18 protein-coding genes are annotated in these 20801 nt (G+C 55.2%); 16 read left to right on the forward strand and 2 right to left on the reverse strand.

Annotated features, from left to right (window positions below; translation table 11 throughout):
• Positions 1-35 precede the first annotated feature (35 nt).
• The 12 genes from gmd to AC0L3N_RS03330 all read left to right on the forward strand — a co-directional run bounded on the left by gmd (position 36) and on the right by AC0L3N_RS03330 (position 13994).
• Complete coding sequence (gene gmd / locus AC0L3N_RS03275; RefSeq protein ID WP_473545558.1) at positions 36-1130, forward strand: GDP-mannose 4,6-dehydratase; 1095 nt, start codon at positions 36-38, stop codon at positions 1128-1130.
• Positions 1131-1151: 21 nt separating this feature from the next.
• Entirely contained in the window at positions 1152-1940 is a 789-nt protein-coding gene (locus tag AC0L3N_RS03280) for a glycosyltransferase family 2 protein (RefSeq protein WP_473545560.1), read from the forward strand.
• A gap of 453 nt (positions 1941-2393) precedes the next feature.
• Positions 2394-3011, forward strand: coding sequence for a hypothetical protein (locus tag AC0L3N_RS03285; protein ID WP_473545562.1), 618 nt, complete (start codon positions 2394-2396; stop codon positions 3009-3011).
• 97 nt (positions 3012-3108) lie between these two features.
• Positions 3109-4275, forward strand: a complete 1167-nt coding sequence (locus tag AC0L3N_RS03290) for a glycosyltransferase family 4 protein (protein WP_473545564.1) — start codon at positions 3109-3111, stop codon at positions 4273-4275.
• Positions 4272-4880, forward strand: coding sequence for a DapH/DapD/GlmU-related protein (locus AC0L3N_RS03295; RefSeq protein ID WP_473545566.1), 609 nt, complete (start codon positions 4272-4274; stop codon positions 4878-4880). Before AC0L3N_RS03290 ends, AC0L3N_RS03295 begins: the two co-directional genes overlap by 4 nt.
• A 478-nt stretch (positions 4881-5358) precedes the next feature.
• Positions 5359-6801: a lipopolysaccharide biosynthesis protein gene (locus AC0L3N_RS03300; protein WP_473545567.1), complete on the forward strand. Its 1443-nt coding sequence runs from the start codon at positions 5359-5361 to the stop codon at positions 6799-6801.
• 2 nt (positions 6802-6803) lie between these two features.
• Positions 6804-7568: a class I SAM-dependent methyltransferase gene (locus AC0L3N_RS03305; protein WP_473545569.1), complete on the forward strand. Its 765-nt coding sequence runs from the start codon at positions 6804-6806 to the stop codon at positions 7566-7568.
• Positions 7565-8737, forward strand: a complete 1173-nt coding sequence (locus AC0L3N_RS03310; RefSeq protein ID WP_473545571.1) for a glycosyltransferase — start codon at positions 7565-7567, stop codon at positions 8735-8737. Before AC0L3N_RS03305 ends, AC0L3N_RS03310 begins: the two co-directional genes overlap by 4 nt.
• On the forward strand, positions 8734-9486 hold the full coding sequence (locus AC0L3N_RS03315; RefSeq protein ID WP_473545573.1) for a class I SAM-dependent methyltransferase: 753 nt from the start codon (positions 8734-8736) through the stop codon (positions 9484-9486). The genes AC0L3N_RS03310 and AC0L3N_RS03315 overlap by 4 nt, the downstream gene beginning before the upstream one ends.
• Positions 9487-9815: 329 nt before the next feature.
• Positions 9816-11114 (forward strand): O-antigen ligase family protein, encoded by a 1299-nt coding sequence (locus AC0L3N_RS03320; RefSeq protein WP_473545575.1) that lies wholly within the window; start codon positions 9816-9818, stop codon positions 11112-11114.
• Positions 11115-11746: 632 nt separating this feature from the next.
• Positions 11747-12493 (forward strand): glycosyltransferase family 4 protein, encoded by a 747-nt coding sequence (locus AC0L3N_RS03325; protein ID WP_473545576.1) that lies wholly within the window; start codon positions 11747-11749, stop codon positions 12491-12493.
• Between the two features lie 154 nt (positions 12494-12647).
• Positions 12648-13994: a nucleotide sugar dehydrogenase gene (locus tag AC0L3N_RS03330; RefSeq protein ID WP_473545578.1), complete on the forward strand. Its 1347-nt coding sequence runs from the start codon at positions 12648-12650 to the stop codon at positions 13992-13994.
• Between the two features lie 44 nt (positions 13995-14038).
• On the opposite strand, the gene AC0L3N_RS03335 is transcribed toward AC0L3N_RS03330, so the two are convergent.
• Together AC0L3N_RS03335 and AC0L3N_RS03340 are read right to left on the reverse strand one after the other, a co-directional pair.
• On the reverse strand, positions 14039-14914 hold the full coding sequence (locus AC0L3N_RS03335; RefSeq protein ID WP_473545579.1) for a hypothetical protein: 876 nt from the start codon (positions 14912-14914) through the stop codon (positions 14039-14041).
• A 150-nt stretch (positions 14915-15064) separates the two neighbouring features.
• Entirely contained in the window at positions 15065-15238 is a 174-nt protein-coding gene (locus tag AC0L3N_RS03340; protein ID WP_473545581.1) for a hypothetical protein, read from the reverse strand.
• A 93-nt stretch (positions 15239-15331) separates the two neighbouring features.
• Between AC0L3N_RS03340 and AC0L3N_RS03345 the strand changes: the two genes are divergently transcribed.
• The 4 genes from AC0L3N_RS03345 to AC0L3N_RS03360 all read left to right on the forward strand — a co-directional run bounded on the left by AC0L3N_RS03345 (position 15332) and on the right by AC0L3N_RS03360 (position 20653).
• Positions 15332-16144 (forward strand): class I SAM-dependent methyltransferase, encoded by an 813-nt coding sequence (locus AC0L3N_RS03345; RefSeq protein WP_473545583.1) that lies wholly within the window; start codon positions 15332-15334, stop codon positions 16142-16144.
• A gap of 80 nt (positions 16145-16224) precedes the next feature.
• Positions 16225-17346, forward strand: a complete 1122-nt coding sequence (locus AC0L3N_RS03350) for a glycosyltransferase (protein WP_473545584.1) — start codon at positions 16225-16227, stop codon at positions 17344-17346.
• Positions 17343-19583 (forward strand): mannose-1-phosphate guanylyltransferase/mannose-6-phosphate isomerase, encoded by a 2241-nt coding sequence (locus AC0L3N_RS03355; RefSeq protein WP_473545585.1) that lies wholly within the window; start codon positions 17343-17345, stop codon positions 19581-19583. The genes AC0L3N_RS03350 and AC0L3N_RS03355 overlap by 4 nt, the downstream gene beginning before the upstream one ends.
• Before the next feature lie 416 nt (positions 19584-19999).
• Positions 20000-20653: a hypothetical protein gene (locus AC0L3N_RS03360; protein ID WP_473545587.1), complete on the forward strand. Its 654-nt coding sequence runs from the start codon at positions 20000-20002 to the stop codon at positions 20651-20653.
• The last annotated feature ends 148 nt before the right edge of the window (positions 20654-20801 follow it).

Raw genomic sequence — 20801 nt, forward strand, 5'->3', positions numbered from 1 at the left:
GAGAAATATCGTCGTATCGACCTCGGAGAAGCACTATGACTAGGAAGACCGCCCTCATTACCGGCATCACCGGCCAGGATGGCGCCTATCTGGCGGAACTTCTCTTGGCAAAGGGTTATGACGTCCATGGCATCAAGCGGCGTTCCTCGTCGTTCAACACCGGTCGCATCGATAATCTCTACCAGGACCCGCATGAGAAGGACGTAAGGCTGTCGCTGCATTATGGCGACATGACCGACGCCACCAACCTGATCCGTATCGTCCAGGAGGTGCAGCCGGACGAGATCTACAATCTCGCCGCACAATCGCATGTCCAGGTGAGCTTCGAGACCGCGGAATATACCGCGAACGCCGACGCGATCGGCACATTGCGTCTCCTCGAAGCCATCCGGCTGCTTGGCCTGACAAAAAAGGCGCGCTTTTACCAGGCGTCGACTTCCGAGCTCTACGGCAAGGTGCAGGAGATCCCGCAACGGGAGACGACGCCTTTCTATCCTCGGTCGCCATATGCGGCGGCAAAGATTTATGCCTACTGGATCACCGTGAATTACCGCGAAGCTTACGATATCCATGCGTCCAACGGCATCCTGTTCAATCACGAAAGCCCGATGCGCGGCGAGACGTTCGTCACCCGCAAGATCACGCGCGCGGCGGCTGCAATCAGCCTCGGCCTTCAGGACAAGCTCTACCTCGGCAATCTGTCGGCTGAACGGGATTGGGGCCATGCACGCGACTACGTCGAAGGCATGTGGAGAATCCTTCAGCATGAAGTGCCGGACGACTACGTCCTTGCAACCGGCATAAAGCATTCGGTCCGCCGCTTTGTCGAGCTTGCATTCAGCGAGGTCGGCATCGAGATCGAGTGGGTCGGTTCCGGTATCGACGAAAAAGGCGTCGATGCAAAATCAGGCGCTGTCCTGATCGAGGTGGATCCGCGCTATTTCAGGCCGACCGAAGTTGAGCTGCTGATCGGCGATCCTTCGAAAGCGGAGCGCGTTCTCGGGTGGAAGGCAACAACCTCGCTCGATGCGATGGTCCAGGAAATGGTTCAGTCCGATCTCGAAACGGTAAGACGGGAATCCGAGCACCGTCGCCTGGACGAGGACCGCATTCGCGTTGCGGCACAGTAAGCAACGTTGGGCCGGGTCGACATGAAAATCTCGGTCTTGACCGTCTGTTGGAACTCCGCGGCGACAATCAGGCATACGATCGATAGCTTTTTTGCCCAGGATCATCAGGACAAAGAACTGGTGATCGTCGACGGCAATTCGTCGGACGAGACGTTGTCAATTGTCCGGTCCTACCCACCGGACCAGATCCGGCTGATCAGCGAGCCCGACAGCGGAATGTATGATGCGCTCAACAAGGGGCTGCGCCTCTATACTGGAGACGCGGTGGGCGTGCTGAATTCCGACGATTGTTTCCATGACCATACTGTGCTGACGCGAATTTCGGCAGAACTCGAACAGGCCGACATCGTGCATGGCGATCTGGATTTTGTTGAAAATCATTTCAGCAAGCGGGTCATCCGGCGATGGCGTGCCGCCCCCAGACCCGCCAAGGGTTTCCGGACTGGTTGGATGCCGGCCCATCCAACGTTTTATGTCAGGCGGAAGGTGGCGGAGACGGTCGGCACGTTCGACCTCAGTCTCAAAGTGGCATCGGATTACGATTGGATGCTGAGAGCGGTTGAGCTTCATGGATTCGGGTCCGCTACCACCAACCATGTGTTGGTAGATATGATGGTTGGCGGGGCCAGCACACGGAGCCTCGGCTCCTATATCGGGCACAATTTTGAGGCCCTGCGGTCGCGACGCCAATGGCTGCGCTCCGGTCCAATCGACTACGCGCTTGTTGCGAAGCCAATGCGCAAGCTGGGGCAGTTTTTCGGCATCGACAGTGCCGGAACCGCGAAGCAAAGCCGGCATGGAGTACGCTGAATCGTGGCTTCGGTAGGTGATATCCAGGCCTCGAAGGTCGGCCCAGAGGTGAAGCGCAACTACGTTCACGTGTCTGCGTCCAGCGGCCACCGCCAATTCTATCAGGATCTCTTTGCCGGCCTATTTGGCCTCGTCCCGGTAACGGGACGCATTGGGCCTCGACTGTGGCTTGACCTTGTTAGGGCCCGCCACCTCCTGTTTGGCACCATAGACGATGACTACGCTGGTTTTATAGCAGTTGCGTTGGCAAGATCGTTGATTGGACGGCGGACGGTTGGGCTTTTTCTCAGGCCGTCCAAATGCTTCGAGAGCGGACGGCTCGTTTACCGCCTCAAAAGATGGACTTTCCGGTGCTTGCGGCATTTGCCTCACCTGTCGCTCTTTACGATTCTGCCGTTCAAATTTGATCGTCGATTTGCCCAGGTCGCGCACGGGTGGGTACACGACCCTCAGATGTGGGACATGCATGACGGCGCGGCGCTTACCGAAACTAGCCAACTGTCACGCGACGTGCTGGCCGCAGCCGGCGGGCGCGCCATTTTGTGTTTCCTGGGCAGCGTAAGAAAGGTGAAGGGCTTCGAATTCCTAGTCAACATTCTCTCCGACCATCCAGATCTCGCGAAAGATGTTTTTGTGGTGGCTGTCGGGCGCGTCGATCCGGCCTCTGGCGGGGACTGCGCTCGCCTGATTTCTGCCGGCGGAATGGTGGTCGACCGGTTCGTTTCGGACGACGAACTTCTAAGCCTGTACAAAACCTGCGATTTTGCCTGGTGCTGCTACGAGCCGGACTACGACCAGGCATCCGGCATATTCGGACGCAGCGTCCAATTGGGTACACGTCCTATCATCCGTAAGGGCGCGTTTCTTGAGAAATATGCGCAGGAAGGTGCAGTTGCGCCGGTGTGTTTAATTTACGGCGATACCCATGACGCTGCCGCCCATATTGCAGCCGCAGCAGCCAATCGACCCAACGAGGTGGTGGATAATCAATCCGACAAAGCGGTTCGGCTGGGCGAAATCGTCGGTAGCTGGCGGTCCGATTTTATTCAGAAAATCCGTGCGGTCCTTTGACCCGCAGGCACACATCCATCAAATACAGCTGGCAGTCAGTTTCGGGTGCCTGCAAGGCATGGTTCGAAAGTATGGTCGGTTCCGAGTGTATCCGATAGTGAAGAAAGTGTTGTATTTTCATCATGCGACGGGCTTGGGTGGGGCGCCACGTAGCCTTTCCTTGCTCATCCGGGGGCTTGATCGCGCGCGATTCCAGCCAATCGTAGCTATGCCTAGGCGGGAGGGTAATGGTGCGGTAAGGGCCTTATTTCGCGAAGCTGGTGCCGAGGTCCTCGAAGAAAGAGATATACGGCCGTTCAATGGCTCCTCAGTAGCCCGCAATGACGCATTAAAAGATCGTGCCTATGCGATCGCTTCGTATCCACTCACTGTAAGGTGTGCGAAGCGTTTAGTTAATGATGTTCGTCCCGATCTGGTGCATCTGAATTCAACCTGTCTAGTAGCCGCCGCCGCGGGGGCGCACATGGCGTCGCCAAAATTGCCAGTGATCGCTCATGTACGCGAGCCTCTGCTCTCCAATAGGTGGGGTCGGGCGCTGGCCAGTCTTAATAGAAGGCACGTGAATGCCTTTATTAGCATTGACGAAGCTGGTTTGCGGACGCTCGGAAGCGAAGATGTAGATGGGACAGTTGTATACAATTTCGTCGACGACGAAGCGTTTCATTCCGATCCTGAATCGGGTGAAAAATATAGGCGCATGCAGGCTTGGGATGCTGACGATGTCGTTTTCCTATTCTTGGCTCGTGTTGCTCCGTCAAATGGCCCCTTAGAGTTAGTGAGGTTGATCGATGCGAACGCGCAAAAGTTGCATCCGTCTGCTCGATTTGTTGTTGCCGGATTCCCAAAAAGCAAGACCGGCTACGCTTTGGCTGCGTACGAAGCTGCAGGACGGAGCGCCCGATGTGTAGCAGTCGATTTCGCAGAAGATCCGGTCCCCTTGATGTTGGCTTCCGATGTCATCATCGCTCCGTTCACTGAGCCCCACAGTGCGAGAAGTGTATTCGAAGGCGCTGCATTGGGCAAACCGGGCTTGGTCTCCGATGTTCCACACTTGGTAGAACTGGTAAAGGACGGTCACACTGGCACAGTGTTCAGCTGGGAAAAGCCAAACACCTTTGTGTCTGCTGTTAACGATTTATGTAACAATGATAAGCGAAGTGAAATGGGGCGAGCTTCTCTAGAATTCGCTAAGGTAAACTTCTGCAGTAAGACAGGTATCGAAAAAACGATGTCCGTGTATGACAAACTGCTAGAGAATAAATGATCATACGAATTGGATATCTGTATAACGCGATAAGCCGCTTCTACTGGTCCCTGAGAGCTCGCGTGCAACTGTGCATCCGCGGAGTCACTTTCCCAAAAGGCTTTGTGGTACTTGGTCCGCTAGGATTAAGCGCGCGCGGTCAAATCCTTATTGGTGAAAACGTCACAATCGTAAACAGCTCACGTTTTAATCGAGCTGGTATCAATCATCCAACACAGATGGTGGCCGGACAGGGAGCAACACTGACGATTGGTGACAATACCGGCATCTCAGGAGCAGCAATATTTTGCTCCGAATCGATCACGATCGGAAACCATGTGCTTATCGGCGCGAATTGCAGGATTTATGATACAGACTTCCATCCAATAGATTTTATGGCGCGACGCGAGGGAAGACCATGCAATACTGCGCCAGTAGTTATTGAAGATGATGTTTGGCTGGGTGCAGGCGTTGCCGTTTTGAAAGGGGTGAGGATTGGTGCGCGCTCCGTCATCGCGGCGGGAAGCGTCGTCACTTCCGACATTCCGCCGGATTGCCTGGCCGCCGGCGTGCCTTGCAAGGTCATACGGTTCCTGGCACCCACGCATGTCGCGTCGATTGAATGACGACTTATTTCCTCGATGGCGCCTGGATGACGGCCAACACCGTCATTGCCCGGGTTCTGGGCCTTCTGGTCATAATATTCGCCGCGCGACATCTGGGGCCCGAAGTTGCGATGCCGCCGGTCAGCGCCGTGCTGGGTAGCTGGTTCTGCTCGCGCGTCGAGGCGTGCTGTGCCGTCGTTTCCAAGTTAGCCGGTGTAGTGTGGGGGGAGGAGGTTCAAGGTGGGTGCCGTTGGAGTGATTTTGGGCGTTGGATAGCGTCTAGCATGGCATTTCACGACGTTGGAAAGAGCTCGCGCCGAAGATCGCGACAGGTGCCAAATAGCTACGTGCGTGGCCCTGTGATCAACCGACAAGAGCGCGGTGGAATGCTATTGTGACGAAAGCTCCGTCCGGTCGTTCTGACACATCAAGAGGCTCGGTGCTAAGCAGTGAGCATCTGACGCGCGATCTCGGGAGACGCACGGCATCCGGTGGGATCATGGCCATTGGCGCGCAGGTTTTGATTCTCCTCATGCAACTCGGCTACATGGCAGTGATGGCGCGCCTGCTCGATCCCGATGATTTCGGCCTCGTAGCCATGGCGACGACTGTCACCGCATTCGTCGGCGTTTTTGCCGACGTCGGTCTGTCTATGGCAACTATCCACAGCAAGAAGCTTGATCAGGACACCGTCAGTGCGTTGCTGATCCTCAATCTCGCCGCCGGTTTGGTTCTCCTGGTGGTGGCGTGGCTGATGGCGCCGCTCGCTGCTTGGTCTTTCAATGATCCTCGCGTTTTTTACCTTGTCCTAGTTCTTGCGCTCGCCATCCCGATCACTGCGGCCGGTGCGCAGCACAAGGCGCTATTGATTCGCAACATGCGTTGGATGTCGCTGCACGGTGTGAATCTTGGCAGTCTCTTGTGTGGATTCGCTGTCGGTATTGCAATGGCATGGGGCTGGGACTTCAACTACTGGTCGCTCGCGATCGCTACGCTCACCACGGCACTTTTGGGCACGCTTGGGCAATGGTTGCTGTCGTCCTGGCGCCCGAGCCGCGTCGGCAATTGGAAGGGCACCCGGTCGGCCATAAATTTCGGCGGTAATTTCAGTGCTTTCAATGCCATCAATTATTTTCACCGCCAGGCCGACAATATTCTGATCGGCTATTATCTGGGAAGCGCTCAGCTAGGCTTCTATACGCGCGCCTATTCGATTTTCATGCTGCCTATTTCACTTGTGAATGGTCCCCTTACAACGGCCTTCATACCGGCTCTGTCGCGACTACAAACCGAGGCCAGCCAATGGAGAAAAGCCTTTCTTGATATGCTGGCGCTTGTCACAATCATTGGATCGGCCGTTGGCGCATCGTTGTATGTACTTGCCGCGCCACTGGTCACGTTGTTGCTTGGCCCCTCTTGGGCCGCTTCATCTGAGATTTTGAATTACCTCTCGTTGTCGATATTCGTCTCAACCCCCCTGTCGGCAATGGGGTGGATTTATATTTCTCTAGGTCAAACAAACCGGATGTTTTATTGGTCAATATTTGCGACAACGGTGATTTTAGCCGCGTTTACCATTGGATTGTCCGGCGGCGCTTCGGGTGTTGCTCTTGCCTATTCTGTCGTCATCTACGTCCTGGCGCTGCCATCGTTTTGGTACGCGTCAAGAAAGGCTCCCGTATCCATGGGAGACATCTCGAAGACGGTATTTCCTATTGTGGTAGCCGGAATTGTATCTACAACCGTACTTTGGTTGCCACCATACTGGAGCAGTTCGAGCGTTTCTGAATCGCCTGTTGACGCGATTAGCTTTGTGTTCGTGAAGTTCCCGATCGTTGCCGGGCTCTATTGCGTGTTGGTTGGCTTAGTTTGCATCGTCAGCCCCCACCATAGAAGCCTTGTCTTGCGCGTTATCCCGTTGCTTTCAAGAAATAGAGGCTAAATATGGCAGATGAAGCGGTAAAGCAATTCTATGACGAATTTCTGCCCAAACGGATGGTCAGCTACAGAATTCGCGGCCCGAACGGCAGACTCAGGGCAGCAATTGCATTCGTGAAACCACTCGTGAAGAGCAGGAGTGTGGTCGCAGACATTGGATGCGGAATTGGGATTGTTACCGAGGCAATGGCAAAGCAATGCCAGGGCGGCCACGTCTATGGTATCGACATCTCTGCGGCGAATATTGAATACGCTCGCCGAACTTGCTCTGAACCAAATCTGACGTTTATTTCCGCCAGCGTGACAGATCAATTCGAGAAACTGGAACAAGTTGCGAAAAAGCCGTTCGAACTCATCACTTTGATCGATGTTATCGAGCACGTGCCCGAGGGCGATAGAACAAAGCTGTTTTCTGACTTAGCCAGCATTTCGGCCCAATCCTGTTGTCTGGCAGTCACCTACCCTTCGCCCGAATATCTTGACTTCCTGCGCGCAAACAAGCCTGAAGAGATCCAAATCATAGATAACTCTATCCCTCTATCGGTGCTCATCGACGAAGCGGAAGCTGGTGGTTGGCGAGTGTACTCAACGAAACACGTCTTGGGTAACAAATACATCCACGCGGTCTTCGTGCGGGAAGTGAGCCTCGACCCTCATTCAGCTCCCCCTTCCTTGCTTCGCAAGATAGCTACGAAAATCGACGCATCTTTGTTTGAGCCTCGTCGAAAAATCAAATATGGCGTCAAACCGTTTGAAGGCTGGCCAGAATGATTGCGGTCATTTCGCAATTCTTCAACACGCCTTCTGAGACATTTATCCGAGATCATGTTCGCCATCTCGCGCCCGGTAGCACTGTGCTCATCTGCCAGAAGCACGATGGTGCCGATCAATTCGGTTATCCCGTTCTTTCCGGGATTCCTGGGCCGTCACGGCTTAGCCAACTACCTAGCCACATTTCCATTCCGGCACGCCTAGCCTGGCTCGCCTATGTCCGTGAGGGAATGTCTAGGAGCGACGAGGACAGGGTCGTCGAATTCTTGAAGGCCCACAACGTGGATGCCGCCCTTGTCGAGTATCTTACGATGGGTGCGCTGTTCGCTCCTGCTTGTCGCCGCGCCGGCGTGCGGTTGTATGCCCACGCCCATGGGGCGGATTCAACCGTGATGCCTAGGAAACAGACATGGCGACGTCGCTATCGGCGTCTCTTCGCCAGCGCCGACGGGATCATCGCGCCATCACGTTTCATCGCCAATCGTCTGGTTCAAATCGGCTGCCCGAGTGAGAAACTCCACGTCAGTCCGTGTGGAGTTTTGCCCGAGCGCTTCACACCATCAAAGCGCGATAGCGGTCGGCTCCTTTTCGTTGGGCGGTTCGTTGAAAAGAAATCACCGCACCTTGCGATCGAGGCGTTCGCCCGGATCGCTTCAAGGTTTCCCGAGGCGCGACTTGATTTTGTTGGGGATGGGCCCTTGATGGCGCGATCCAAGGCGTTGGTGGAGCAGGAGAACCTGTCGGATCGTGTCATTTTTCACGGCTCTCGAAGCACAGAATGTGTTCAGGGCATGATGCAAGACGCTGCAATTTTCGTGCAGCATTCAGTGACGGCTCGCAATGGAGATATGGAAGGCCTGCCGGTATCCATCCTGGAGGCAATGGCGAGCGCACTCCCCGTTGTGGCGACACGTCACAGCGGCATTCCAGAGGCCGTTGTCGATGGTGAGACCGGCCTGCTTGTGGAAGAGCACGATATCGAAAGCATGGCAGAGGCGCTTGCCAGTCTCCTGACGGAGCCGCAACGTGCTGCCAAGATGGGGGATGCCGGCCGGCAGCGTGTACTGGATCATTTCACGCAACGGCACACGCGCGATCGCCTTCGACGTGCCATGGTGCTGCCGGCCATAGCGGAACCTCTCGACATCGAAGAGCGCCAAGTTCAATGAAGAATGCCGACCAGTGGAAGCCCACTAAGTTCGAACGGACCAGCAAGGGCGTTTGGCGCTCGAACCGCAACGAGGTACCGGCGCGGTCGCGGTTGATTGCTGATCGACTGGCATCCGTCTATGCCGCTGCGATCGCTACTCATGCTAAGGGCCGTCTCGCCGATCTGGGCTGTGGCGCCGTTCCGCTTTACGAGATCTACCGCGACCATGTCAGTGATGTGTTCTGCGTCGATTGGCCGGGCAGCACCCATGGCGCCGCCTACGTCGACCTGTTCGCGGACCTGAACGAGCAGTTGACCTTGGAAGAAGGGAGCTTCGACACGGTCATCGCAAGCGATGTTATCGAACATCTGCATACACCGCAGGCCTTGTTCGACAGTGCAGCCCGGGCCCTGAGGCCTGGAGGTAAATTGATAATCGGCGTCCCGTTTTTTTACTGGCTACACGAGATACCCCACGATTATCATCGCTACACCCGCTTTGCATTGGAGCGGATGACGATGAAGGCGGGACTAAGCACAATCGAGCTGTCATCCTACGGCGGCGCCACAGATGTACTTTCCGATCTTGCCACGAAGGCGGTGGCGTCTCGGCCCTGGATTGCCAATTCGGTCTATTGGCTCACCACGCTCATGCGTGCATTGCCTCCTGCCAAGAAATTGGGGCTTGCGACTCGCGAGAGCATGCCGATGGGCTATCTTCTAGTGGCTGAAAAAGTATCGGCCCCACCGTCTTCGGTGGGAGGCTAAAATGCAGGGCCGCCGAATGTTGCGCCTTCAACTAGTGTCGTCGATTGCTGTCTGGCGCGACTTCATCATCGGCGGCATAGAAGAGAGACACAACAAGACTCCGTGCCGTTCTTCCGGCGTCGTGGAATCGAATTGCCGAGAGGCGCCAACTTCACCGGGCTTTCTGACACAGCATTTGTCGGCGCGGACCAAAGTTGTCCGCCCCCTTCGGCCCAACAATCTGGACCGACTTCTTCGGCATCGGATTTCTTTTCTATTTTTCCATAGAGAACATAGCCCGCGGTATCCACGGCGTGGCACACTTCACCGTGTGAGGTGCGGCTAGTCCCATGACTCAGAGAGCCAATATTCATTACGACAGATCGGCCGATTTCGCTCGAGGCGGAGCTGGCCGCCGATTTGCGCATTTGAGAGGTTACGTTGACCGACGCATTTTGTTCTCTCCTGCGGCAGCCCTCGCTCTTGCAATTTGTGGCTTCTATGCTTTTTCCGGTTTTGTAAACAAGTTTTACCCAGAAGGCAGTACCGGGTCGATCTTGGTAAGAGTAGCCATTGTTATGATCACCGCCGCCTCATATATACTCCTTCCAGCAAAGTTGAGATCGTCAACGCCTGCTCTTCTTCCGATGAAGATATTTTTCATAATATATCTATCTAGACTTATAGAGAACATTTACATATCTTCTATATACATCACACCTGGTCCTGCAATGATATTTAGTATTTTCATGGTGACCAGTGTCGGGTCTACGCTTCTTATAGCGTCGATGGATAGGGCGATAAGAAACACAGATCTGATCCTTGTTATGAATGCTCTTTGCGTTATTTTTATCGTTGGACTTTATCTAAACAGGGATGTGCTGTTCTGGAGCCAGGACGAAAGGATGTCTCTCGACAAAATCAACCCGATAGCAATGGGGCATACGGCTTTCGCATTTTTGATATTCTTTTTCCTTGTCTTGGGAAAGACAAAAAAATTAACGATCCAATCCATGATACTTGGTCCGATACTATTGTTGGTTGTGGTATTTTCCAGGTCTCGCGGTGCATACATTGCTGGCGCGGGGTCTCTATTGGTCTACATACTGTTGCTTAAAGGCTCAAAGAGAGTGTTCGCCATATTGGGAGCATTGGTTGTCGCCATGGCAATTTTGGCGACCAGCGGCGTGGAGCTAATCGATGTTGTCATTGCGAGACTTCGGACGATCGATGCGAATGCCGATCAATCAACAATGATCCGCAGTCAATTGTTTGCTGGCGCCTGGAGGCAGTTTCTAGAAAGCCCGGTGATCGGGCGTTATGCGGTCGAGATGCAGTTCAATTTCTATCCCCACAACATTTATCTTGAATCCCTGATGTCGGTGGGGGTGCTCGGATCATTGCCGTTTGCGGCTCACATAACTTTGGCACTCAGATCGGCGGTCGGTATCATTCGGTCCGGCAAATTCCCGCTCGCTGCGGTGCTGGCTGCGGTGCTATTCATCAGGGAAGCGATCGCCGGCATGGCAAGCGGCAGCCTATGGGGAAATTCGCTCTTCTGGGTTAGTTCTGCTCTGACGATATCGTTTTGGTATGGGTATCAAGGCTTTCTTGATAGAAGCCGTAAAATGGAAAATAAGGCCCATTAGATATCGAAGTGTACGGGTTGCGACCGACGCCTGGCGGAGGTTTGAACACGGCTCTCGATAGGCCCCGGGCTCATGATCCGCTCTCGATCATCGGCAAGAACGATCCAGGCGACTTTTCAAATGTCTGCAATCGCCGCCACTGGCGGCTCATTGAGATGCTCGAGGCGGACCGCGAGTGCAACAGAGGCGCCAGGGTGGCCTGGCGCAGGAGCGGGTAGGTGATGTCAAGGAAGTGTGATGCTGAGGTGCTTTGGGATGGGAAGATTATCCTAGTGCAGCCCGTCGTTCCAACATATCGGGTAGGATTTTTCAGCCGCCTTGCAGAAATGTACGGAACACGTTTCACCGTTTTCGCGTCGGCCACAGATATGGGAGTCTTGACGTCGGCGCGGAAACGACCCGCTTGGGAGGCGAGGCTTGGGCCTATTCGTCGTGTATTTCCTGGTTTGGAGTGGCAGCAAGGATCCTTTGCAATTCAAATCAGACCTGAAGATATAGTTGTGGTGTCAGGAGCGCCCAGATGTCTCTCTAATATGGCGCTGCTAGTGAAAGCCAAGTGTAAAGGCGCCCGAACTGTATGGTGGGGGCATTATTGGTCGTCAACCAGCAAGTGGTGGCGTGCGGCGTTACGCATGGCTCTGATGAATTTGGCCGATAGCGTAATCTTTTATACCGAGCACGAGGTCGCTGAGTATCGGCTCCGCTTTCCGGGAAAGGCAGATAGAGCGATTTTTGCGCTAAACAATGGCATTGAGACGTCGGAGCTCGTCAACTTTCGTACGCGATATGATGTGTCGAAACGCACGCGTGACTTGCTCTTCATAGGCCGGCTTGTTGAGAAGGCGGAATTGGAAACATTGTTCCTTGCACTCGCTGATCCGCTTGGTTCAACTCTGACGCTCGATATTATAGGGGGAGGGGAGGCGGAGTCGGGGTGGAGATTGCTAGCAACTCGGCTCGGGATAAGCGATCGCATCGTTTGGCATGGCGGAATTTCCAACGAACAAGAGATAGCGACGATAGCTAATCGCTGTAGGCTGTTTGTGTATCCTGGGCCGGTGGGGCTTAGCCTTATTCATGCATTTAGCTACGGGCTGCCGGCGGTTGTTCACGATGATCGATGGACGCATGGGCCTGAATTCGCGGCGCTAAAAGTGGGAAGCAACGGCTATACATTTGTAAAGGGTAGCTCGGCGTCGTTGGCCCAAGTGTTGAATGACACCTTTTCCGACGCCGCTCGGCTCCCGGACATGTCTGCCGCCGCACTCGAAACGACCGCGGCTAGTTACAACGCAGAGGATATGGCAAAGCGATTTTCTGCAGCCATCAGTTCACTCAAGCCCTCCGGAAATAGCAAAGATCTGGTGGCTGCGAAGTGAGAAGTTAATCGATCCGGAACCGGAGCCTTCGAAAACGGTCTTAGTCGGCGTCCATGTTATGTGAACTAAAGTGCGATGTTCGTTGAAGAGGACCTCCACCCGCTTCGGCGCCTGCCCCGCATCGTTGTGCCTGGGCGAAAAAAGGACGAAACAGATGAATGACGCGACAGAACCGGGCGTAGCAAGGCTCATCGACAAATTGACTGCCAAGACTGCCGTTGCCGGCATCATTGGGCTCGGATACGTAGGATTACCGCTCGCCGCTGCTTCAGCGCGGCGTGGCTTCCGAACCCTAGGCTTCGACGTGGACGAACACAAGGTCGTTCGCCTCAATGCCGGAGCATCCTATATCGATGCAGTGAGTTCATCAGAACTCGCTAAGCATGTAGCCTCTGGCTCCTTCCGCGCTAGCGCCGACTTCGCCGAGCTTGCAGACTGTGATGTTGTCATAATCTGTGTGCCAACGCCGCTTACAAAGCACCGGGAACCGGATTTGCGCTACATTGTGGAGACTGCTGAAACTATCGCTCTCCATCTGCGTCACGGGCATCTCGTCGTTTTGGAATCGACCACCTATCCAGGCACGACTGAAGAGGTGGTGAAGCCGATTCTGGAGCGAGCGGGATTGAGAAGTGGCGTTGATTTCTTTTTAGGCTTCTCGCCTGAACGAGAAGATCCTGGCAACGCGAAATTTAGTACCGCGACTATCCCTAAAGTCGTAGCGGGGGAGGGCCTGGAGGCATCAATAGCGGTGGAAACCTATTATAAAGCGATAGTAGAAAAAGTAGTTGTCGTCTCTTCCCCGAAGGTCGCTGAGGCCGTGAAAATTACCGAAAACGTGTTTCGTGCGGTGAACATTGCCCTCGTAAATGAACTGAAGATAATTTACGACGTTATGGGCATCGATGTTTGGGAGGTCATTGATGCCGCAGCCACAAAGCCTTTTGGTTTCATGCCATTTTATCCAGGGCCAGGCCTCGGTGGCCATTGCATCCCAATCGATCCTTTCTACTTGACCTGGAAATCACGCGAGTATGGTATGTCCACCCGCTTTATTGAACTCGCTGGCGAAATTAATGTCTCGATGCCGCGTTATGTCATCGGAAAGCTTGAGCTTGCGCTGGACCAATTTCAGCAGACTTCACTAGGTTCAGCCAACATACTTGTCATCGGACTAGCTTATAAAAAGAATGTCTCGGACATACGCGAGAGCCCAGCTTTCGAGCTCATGGAACTTCTTGAGAAACGCGGATGCACCTTTGAGTACCATGACCCGCATGTGCCCATAATACCTGTCACACGCGAACATGCGAAATTCGCCGACCGGAAATCCATAGATCTCAGCGCTGAATCTGTGAAGAGCTTCAATGCTGTTCTCATTGCAACAGATCATGATGTCGTCGACTATAGTGTTTTGGCTAAAAACGCTCGGCTGATAATGGACACTAGAAATGCATTCTCTAGGAGGGGCCTGACATCGCCCTACATCATTAAAACTTGATGCTTCCATCGAAGCAGAATAAGCCTTGGATGCCTTTTCTGGCCCTACTCAGCGAATCTTATTTGGGGCGTACTCAACGTTTCAAGAAACGCGAGCGTCGCTTGCCACCACTCGGCTTGTGGATCCCATTTCGCAGGGCGATAGGGCGAACTGACGCGGATAGTACCCCAGATTACGATACCGTCCGCCAGTGTCCTGCAGGTGTCCAGTTGGGCACGCCAGAGGTCGCCCGGCAGAAAAGCAAGAGTCTTGTGAAACTGCGGCCACAGAAAACAGTAGACTGGCTTTCCCTGCGCGATTCTTCGCGCTTCCCCGATGTTGGCTCGCGCATAGGCCACCCAAGCGTCCTTGTCGCCGTAAAATGTATAGAGGGACGGGTATAGCGCATCGACATAAGGGATGAGGGAGGACCCGATGTTGGTGTTTTGCTGCTTCCAGTCGTCCAGCGCAACGGACCCCTCGTGGCCAATCGCTCTCCAATAGTCCCTGACCGGGAGGACGCCATAAAGACCGAGCTTGATGCTCGGATCTGCCTTTCTGAACGCGCTAAGCGTGTTCTGGTAATTAGCAATTGAGGATGCCACATCCAGACCATTCAACGGCCAGCTTTCGATGTCGATAGCAAGGTATTGATTGCTCCTCGGCAGCTCCAGAGCTTTCCGCACTTGGCCGGCGTGAGGAACGCCAGTCCCAAGGGCATGGGAATCCGCTATGGTGAGATGGTCGAGTCCGAACGATTGGAAATCAGGCTCGTCTTCGAACGTCAGAGCCTCGAAAAGCCTGAACGGTGGCCGCGTCTGCGCCGCCGCCGACCATGGGCCGGCCAGAAGGCATACTATGCAGAATACCGCCTTGAGAAAGGCGATGCTCGCTGTCCGGTATCGCTTACAGCTGAATTTTTGCGCGACTGACATCCGCATGGTTCGAATTCCTTATAGAGTCTACTTGATGAGTCATACAACAACGCTTTGACCAGAACGTGACCGATGATGCTGTAAAGAGGGCAGCGACGTCAGAATGCGTCAGGATCGGCAGGAGTTGGGCGCTGTTGCAGGGGGGGCTCAATGCCGTCAGTCGGGCTTGTGGCCAATCAGTGTGGCAAGAGTGGTGTGACGTTCAACGAGGAGACGCCGGATCGCCAGCACCCTACTATCGTCACGCTGCTTGCTGACGGCCAATCGCCTCACTGGAATGTTACATGCGGCGACCGGCACCACGGCTGCAACATTCGACCCTGTCGACATGGCCCGAGCCCTTCTGCTCAGTAGATCATCGCCAGCTAAAGGTAAACCGCTTCTTCAGTTTATAACGCTCTTTAATGATTCGGAGTTGAGAGAATGCATGAAGCCGAGTTCGATGCTTATTTGGAAGGAAAGCGTCTATATGGAGACGATTTCTCTTTGGAGCAGATTGAGCAGTGGTACAGAGACGAGGCTGAAGGTTACTCGTCACTTCTCGACGGCCCTCTCAAGCAATACCAATACTCATATCATGCGCTCAATAATCGCCATGGATTTTCGAAATTACCTGATTTGCGTTTTTCGCACGCTATGGGCTTGGGGAGTGCGTTTGGTTATGAATTTCGCCCGATAATTGGCAAGCTGGGCCGGATTACGATACTTGATCCAAGCGAGAAATTCGTGACGAGCAATCTGGACGGGATTCCCGTTGAATATCGGAAGCCTAGCGTTTCAGGGGCTATCCCCGTCGACGACTACTCCGTGGATCTTGTAACGTGCTTTGGAACGCTACATCACATTCCAAACGTGAGCTATGTTGTCAGCGAAATCGGGCGGGTGTTAGTGCGCGGTGGTTACGCTTTGGTGCGGGAGCCCGTGGTAAATATGGGCGACTGGCGCAAGCCGCGTGGGGGTTTAACTAAAAGGGAGCGAGGAATTCCTAAGGGGTTTATGGAGTACGCTTTTAAGGAAGCGGGTTTGCGGATCGTGCATCAGGCCCCGTGTATGTTTCCAATTACGCCTCGAGTGGCATCATTGTTGAAAGTATCACCAGCATACAATTCGAGTATAATGTCTGCGTTGGACGCTGTATTAAGTAGCGCTCTAGCATGGAATATGGCTTATAACAGGAAGAATTTGTATACGAAATTTGCCCCCACCTGTATGTTTTGGATAACCCAAAAGATATAGTAATGAGATAGTTTCAAAGAGAACGCCAGGATAGGATGCTACATTCTTCGAGCTGGCGGAAGTCGCGGAGGCGGCCAATCATGTTTCAAGCCATGCGATCTTCGATCAAAGTCGCTCTTTGGTCCGCGGATTATTCGCAGGTCACAGGGCAAGCGCTGGTCACCGCGCGTGTGGTGCGACACCAGCCTCAAATTACGTGGAGCGAGTACGTTTACAGCGGCTCTGGCCTTCGCTCGGTGGTCTCGTGGGCTGCATTGGTGTTAGCGCTGTGGGGCGCCGTGGCTCGTGGGCAGGTGAGAACCATCTATCTAGTCTGCTCACGCTCGGATTGGGGTTTTTTGCGCGACGTTCCTGCTCTCTTGACAGCGCTGGCTGGAGTGCGTGTCGTCGTGCACTCTCATGGTTCTGACATCGTCGACTTACTGGTGGCGCGATCGCTGTCCCCACTGGCTCGTGCTCTCTACAAGCGATGCGAGATCATCGTACCTTCGGCGCACTTACTGGAACCGCTGCGCAAAATGACAAACATGCCGCTCCACCTTTGTGAGAATTATTTTATGTTAGCGGCCTCTGCCGGCGATGACACTTCACTAGCCAATGCCGATTCCGACATGCTCACGGTGCTTTGGAACTCCAATATCATGAGCAGCAAAGGCTTTTTTCTTCTTGCGGAAGCGGTGAATAGGATGTCGGCTGAAGGGAGTTCGGTGCGTTTAGTTTCGATCGGCAGACCGATTGGCGATAATGAGCTAAATGAGGAAGGAGCAGCCGCTCGCCTAGCTGTTCTCAGGTCCATGAGTTGGTTTGATTATCGGGGCCATGTGAATCCTGATACTGCCAACGCCTTGGTAACCAGTGCCGATGTCGTCGCTCTTCCGTCTGGCTATAGTAGCGAGTGTCAGCCATTGGCTGTCATCCAAGCCATGTGTGCAGGCAAGGCGATCATCGTTTCAGACATCCCAGCTTTGCGGGAGACACTCGGCGATTACCCGGCGCATTTCGTATCCGCGGGTTCAATCACGGCCATATTAGATGCCTTGGAACATCTGCGGCAGGAAAAGCAATCTGACCCGGACGGCTTTGCATCCTGTAGACAAGCCCCTGCGGCTGCTGCCAAAAGGCGGTTCGCGATCAGCCGGTTCGATAACAAAATGGCGGCGATCCTCGCGGATATTGACAATGTCAGAGGTGTCACCCCATGACCGAGCGGATCGTCAGTTTTGTCATGAGCGGCGGCGTTGGCTCACGGCTGTGGCCGCTGTCGCGCGAGGACAATCCCAAGCAGTTTCATGATTTTTCGGGCGATGGCTCGATGCTGGTCAAGACGCTGCGCCGGCTGACGGCGCGGCCGAAGGGCGAAACGCCGGTCTTCCTGATTGCATCGGAGCGGCACGCCGACCGCGTCCACGCCGATCTCGCCGGCCTCGACCTTTCCGGCGGCGGTCCGTTGTTCGAACCGACCGGCCGCAATACTGCCGCCGCCGTTGCCCTGGCGACGCTGCGCACCTTGTCCGAATTTGGCGACAGCCTGGTGCTGGTGGTGCCGTCCGATCATGAGATCACGACCGCACGGCAATTCTGGCAGAGCGTGGAAAACGGCACCGGTGCTGCGCGTGCCGGCCGGCTGGTGGTGTTCGGCATCAAGCCTGGCCAGCCGGAGACCGGCTACGGCTATATCGAGGTCGCCGGCGAGAAGGATGGCATCTACGATGTCTCGCGTTTCGTCGAGAAACCAGACCTCGCAACGGCGCAGAGCTATTTGGCGGCCGGCAATTTCTACTGGAACACCGGCATCTTCCTGTTTCGCGCCAGCGCCATGCGCGACGCCTTCACGGCTTTCGAGCCCGAAATCTGGAAGGCCACCGAACTTGCCTACCAGGCGGCGACGTCAGATCTTTCCGGTCTCTACATGCCTCTGGAACTCTACGCCGCCATTCCTTCGACGTCGATCGACTATGCGATCATGGAGCGCGCCGCCGACATCGCCATGGTGCCGGCCGGCTTCCGCTGGAACGATCTCGGTTCATGGCAATCACTGCTCGATGTCGGTCCGTCCGACAATGACGGCAACGTCATCGTCGGCGATGTCGTCGCCATCGACTGCGAGAACTCCTATATCCGCAGCGACAGTCGCTTGCTCTCTGCCATCGGCTTGAAGGACGTTGCCATCGTTTCGACCGCCGATGCCACCTTCGTCGCCCCGGTCAGCCGCAGCCAGAACGTCAAGAAGATCGTCGAGCAGCTCGAAAAGAGCGGCCGGCTGGAAACCAGGTTCACGCCCGCCGGCGACCGTGTGATCGAAAGCGGCGCCTGGCGGCGCCGTGTTCATCACTGGCTGTTCGAAGAGACGGTGCCGCTGTGGTCCACGGTCGGGGTCGATGAGCGCCATGGCGGCTTCCACGAAGCGCTCGGCTTTGACGCCACACCGCTGAAGAAGCCCAAGCGCATGCGCACCATGGCCAGGCAAGTCTACGCCTTCGCTGTCGCCAAGGCCCGCGGCTGGGACGGGCCTGCCCACCGGTTGATCAGCCACGGCATCGAATTCATGAACAGGAACGGCCGCACCGACAATGGCGGCTGGGTGCGCACGCTCAATGTCGACGGCACGGTCGCCGACCCCACCGAGGATGCCTACGATCATTCCTGCGTGCTCCTGGCGCTGGCGCATGCCCACATGGTCGGCAATCCTGATGCATTGCGGCTTGCCGAAGAAACGTTTTCGTTTCTCGACGCGCATCTCGAGGATCACCGCATGACCGGCTTTCTCGAAACGTCGAGCGGCGCGGGCGAACGCCGTTCCAACCCGCACATGCATCTGCTCGAGGCTTTTCTGGCCTGGCATCAAGCGACCGGCGAACTCGCCTATCTTCGCCGCGCCGCGCGCATCGTCGATCTGTTTCGCAGCCATTTCTTCGATCCGGAAAGCTGGACGCTGGGCGAATATTTCGATGGCGAGTGGAGGCCGGCGGAGGGCGAGAAAGGTACATGGACGGAACCCGGCCACCATTTCGAATGGGCCTCGCTGCTGGTCGACTTCACCGGGCGCAGCGGCCAAAGTGACCTGACCGGCTTTGCCAGAAAGCTCTATGCCTCGGCCATCGCCAATGGCCTCAATCGCGCCACCGGCCTTGCCTATGGCGCCGTCTCGCGGCAAGGCCTGCCACTCGACCTTGTCTCGCGCAGTTGGCCGCAGGCCGAAGCGATCAAGGCGGCGATTGCACTGGATGGTTCAGGCGGTCCCGATCTCAAGCCCGAGATCGAAGCGCGTGTCGGTCGCCTGTTCCGTTGGCACATCAATCCGGCACCACTCGGCCTGTGGATAGACCGGATCGACGAGCGGGGCCGCTCGCTGGCGACCGATGTGCCGGCAAGCATTTTTTATCATCTGGTTTGCGCGCTGACCCAATATCTCGACAGCACCGCCGGCGAGCCTCAGTAGAGCGCCCCGTTTGGACACGCAAAGACGCTCTAACTTTTTGGCTCTGCGCATGACCCTTTCTGGAAAACCGATTCCGATTTCCGGGCGGTAAGGCGGAATAGAAAATCTCTTGATTGAAATAGGCCGCTTGTGCGGACAACCCGCGCAAGTGGGTTCGACCTGCAAATCTTGCTTATCGGGTTCGTAACTCACGGCTTCGCCAACTGCCCTCGCGGCCGTCACTCCTACGAGTCGGATGTCATAAAGCGAAGGCAGGGATGTGCGATAACGTCAAACAGAGTCGACCATAATCCTGTACGAAGCACGGCGCGATGGCGGCCATCAAAGGCCACGAAATAGACCTGACTTTCCGACAATTTCCAGAGGGGCCGGCAGCAAAAAATGCTAAGTTCAAAGCTGCCATGTGAGTGTGTCCAATGAAACACAGCGGAAGCCAAAAATTCATCTCGCAAATGCCAAACAGGTTGGAATCAAAGCAAAAAGCTGTTACGCGCTTGGTCAATTCCTTGGTACTTGGGCGGGGCCGAGGTGCGGCGGGACAAAAAGGATCGAAACGAATGAACGTTATAGTTAAAAGTGCGTTGGCCGGATTTGTCGCCTCGATCGGTTTCGGCCCGGTTTCATCTTTCGCCCAGGACACGCCATGCACTTGTACGACTCCCTATCAGGGAGCGGCGAATTCGATTGGTTCCATCGGGCGCGCCAATGGCGACGTCATGGTTTCGCAAGCCGCCGGCTATGGCCCGGCCAAAGCGGGAAGTGCCCTGGATTTCGGCAGCCGCATAGTGGTCGGTGCCAGGGGATCGGCTTCCGTCAATGTCGGTGGCTGCAACCTGGATGTGCCGGCGAATTCAAGCCTCGACATTTCCCGTGTCGAGAACAATATCTGCCTGAAGGTCGTGGGCTCTGAGCAGACGGCTGCCGTTGGTGTGAGCCCTGAGCATACGGGGCAGATTGCCCCGGGCGCGGCCGCCAACTCCCGCCTTCCGCTTTTTATTTTTGGGGGCATGGCTGGCACGGCTGGTGTTTTTTCCGCAACGCAGGATGACGGCGACGGCGTCAGCCCTTAAGCCGCCGCCCAGTGGGTAATATAGCAGTGGCGTGTGACTGCCCTGTTGTATAGCGATGCCTCTGTGCATCAGCCTTAGTGCGCCGGGTGGAGCCGGAGATGCTGATGAAATTCATTAACCATACCGCTCACTTTAGTTGAAGCTGAAT

Source organism: Mesorhizobium sp. WSM4807 (genome assembly GCF_055811615.1).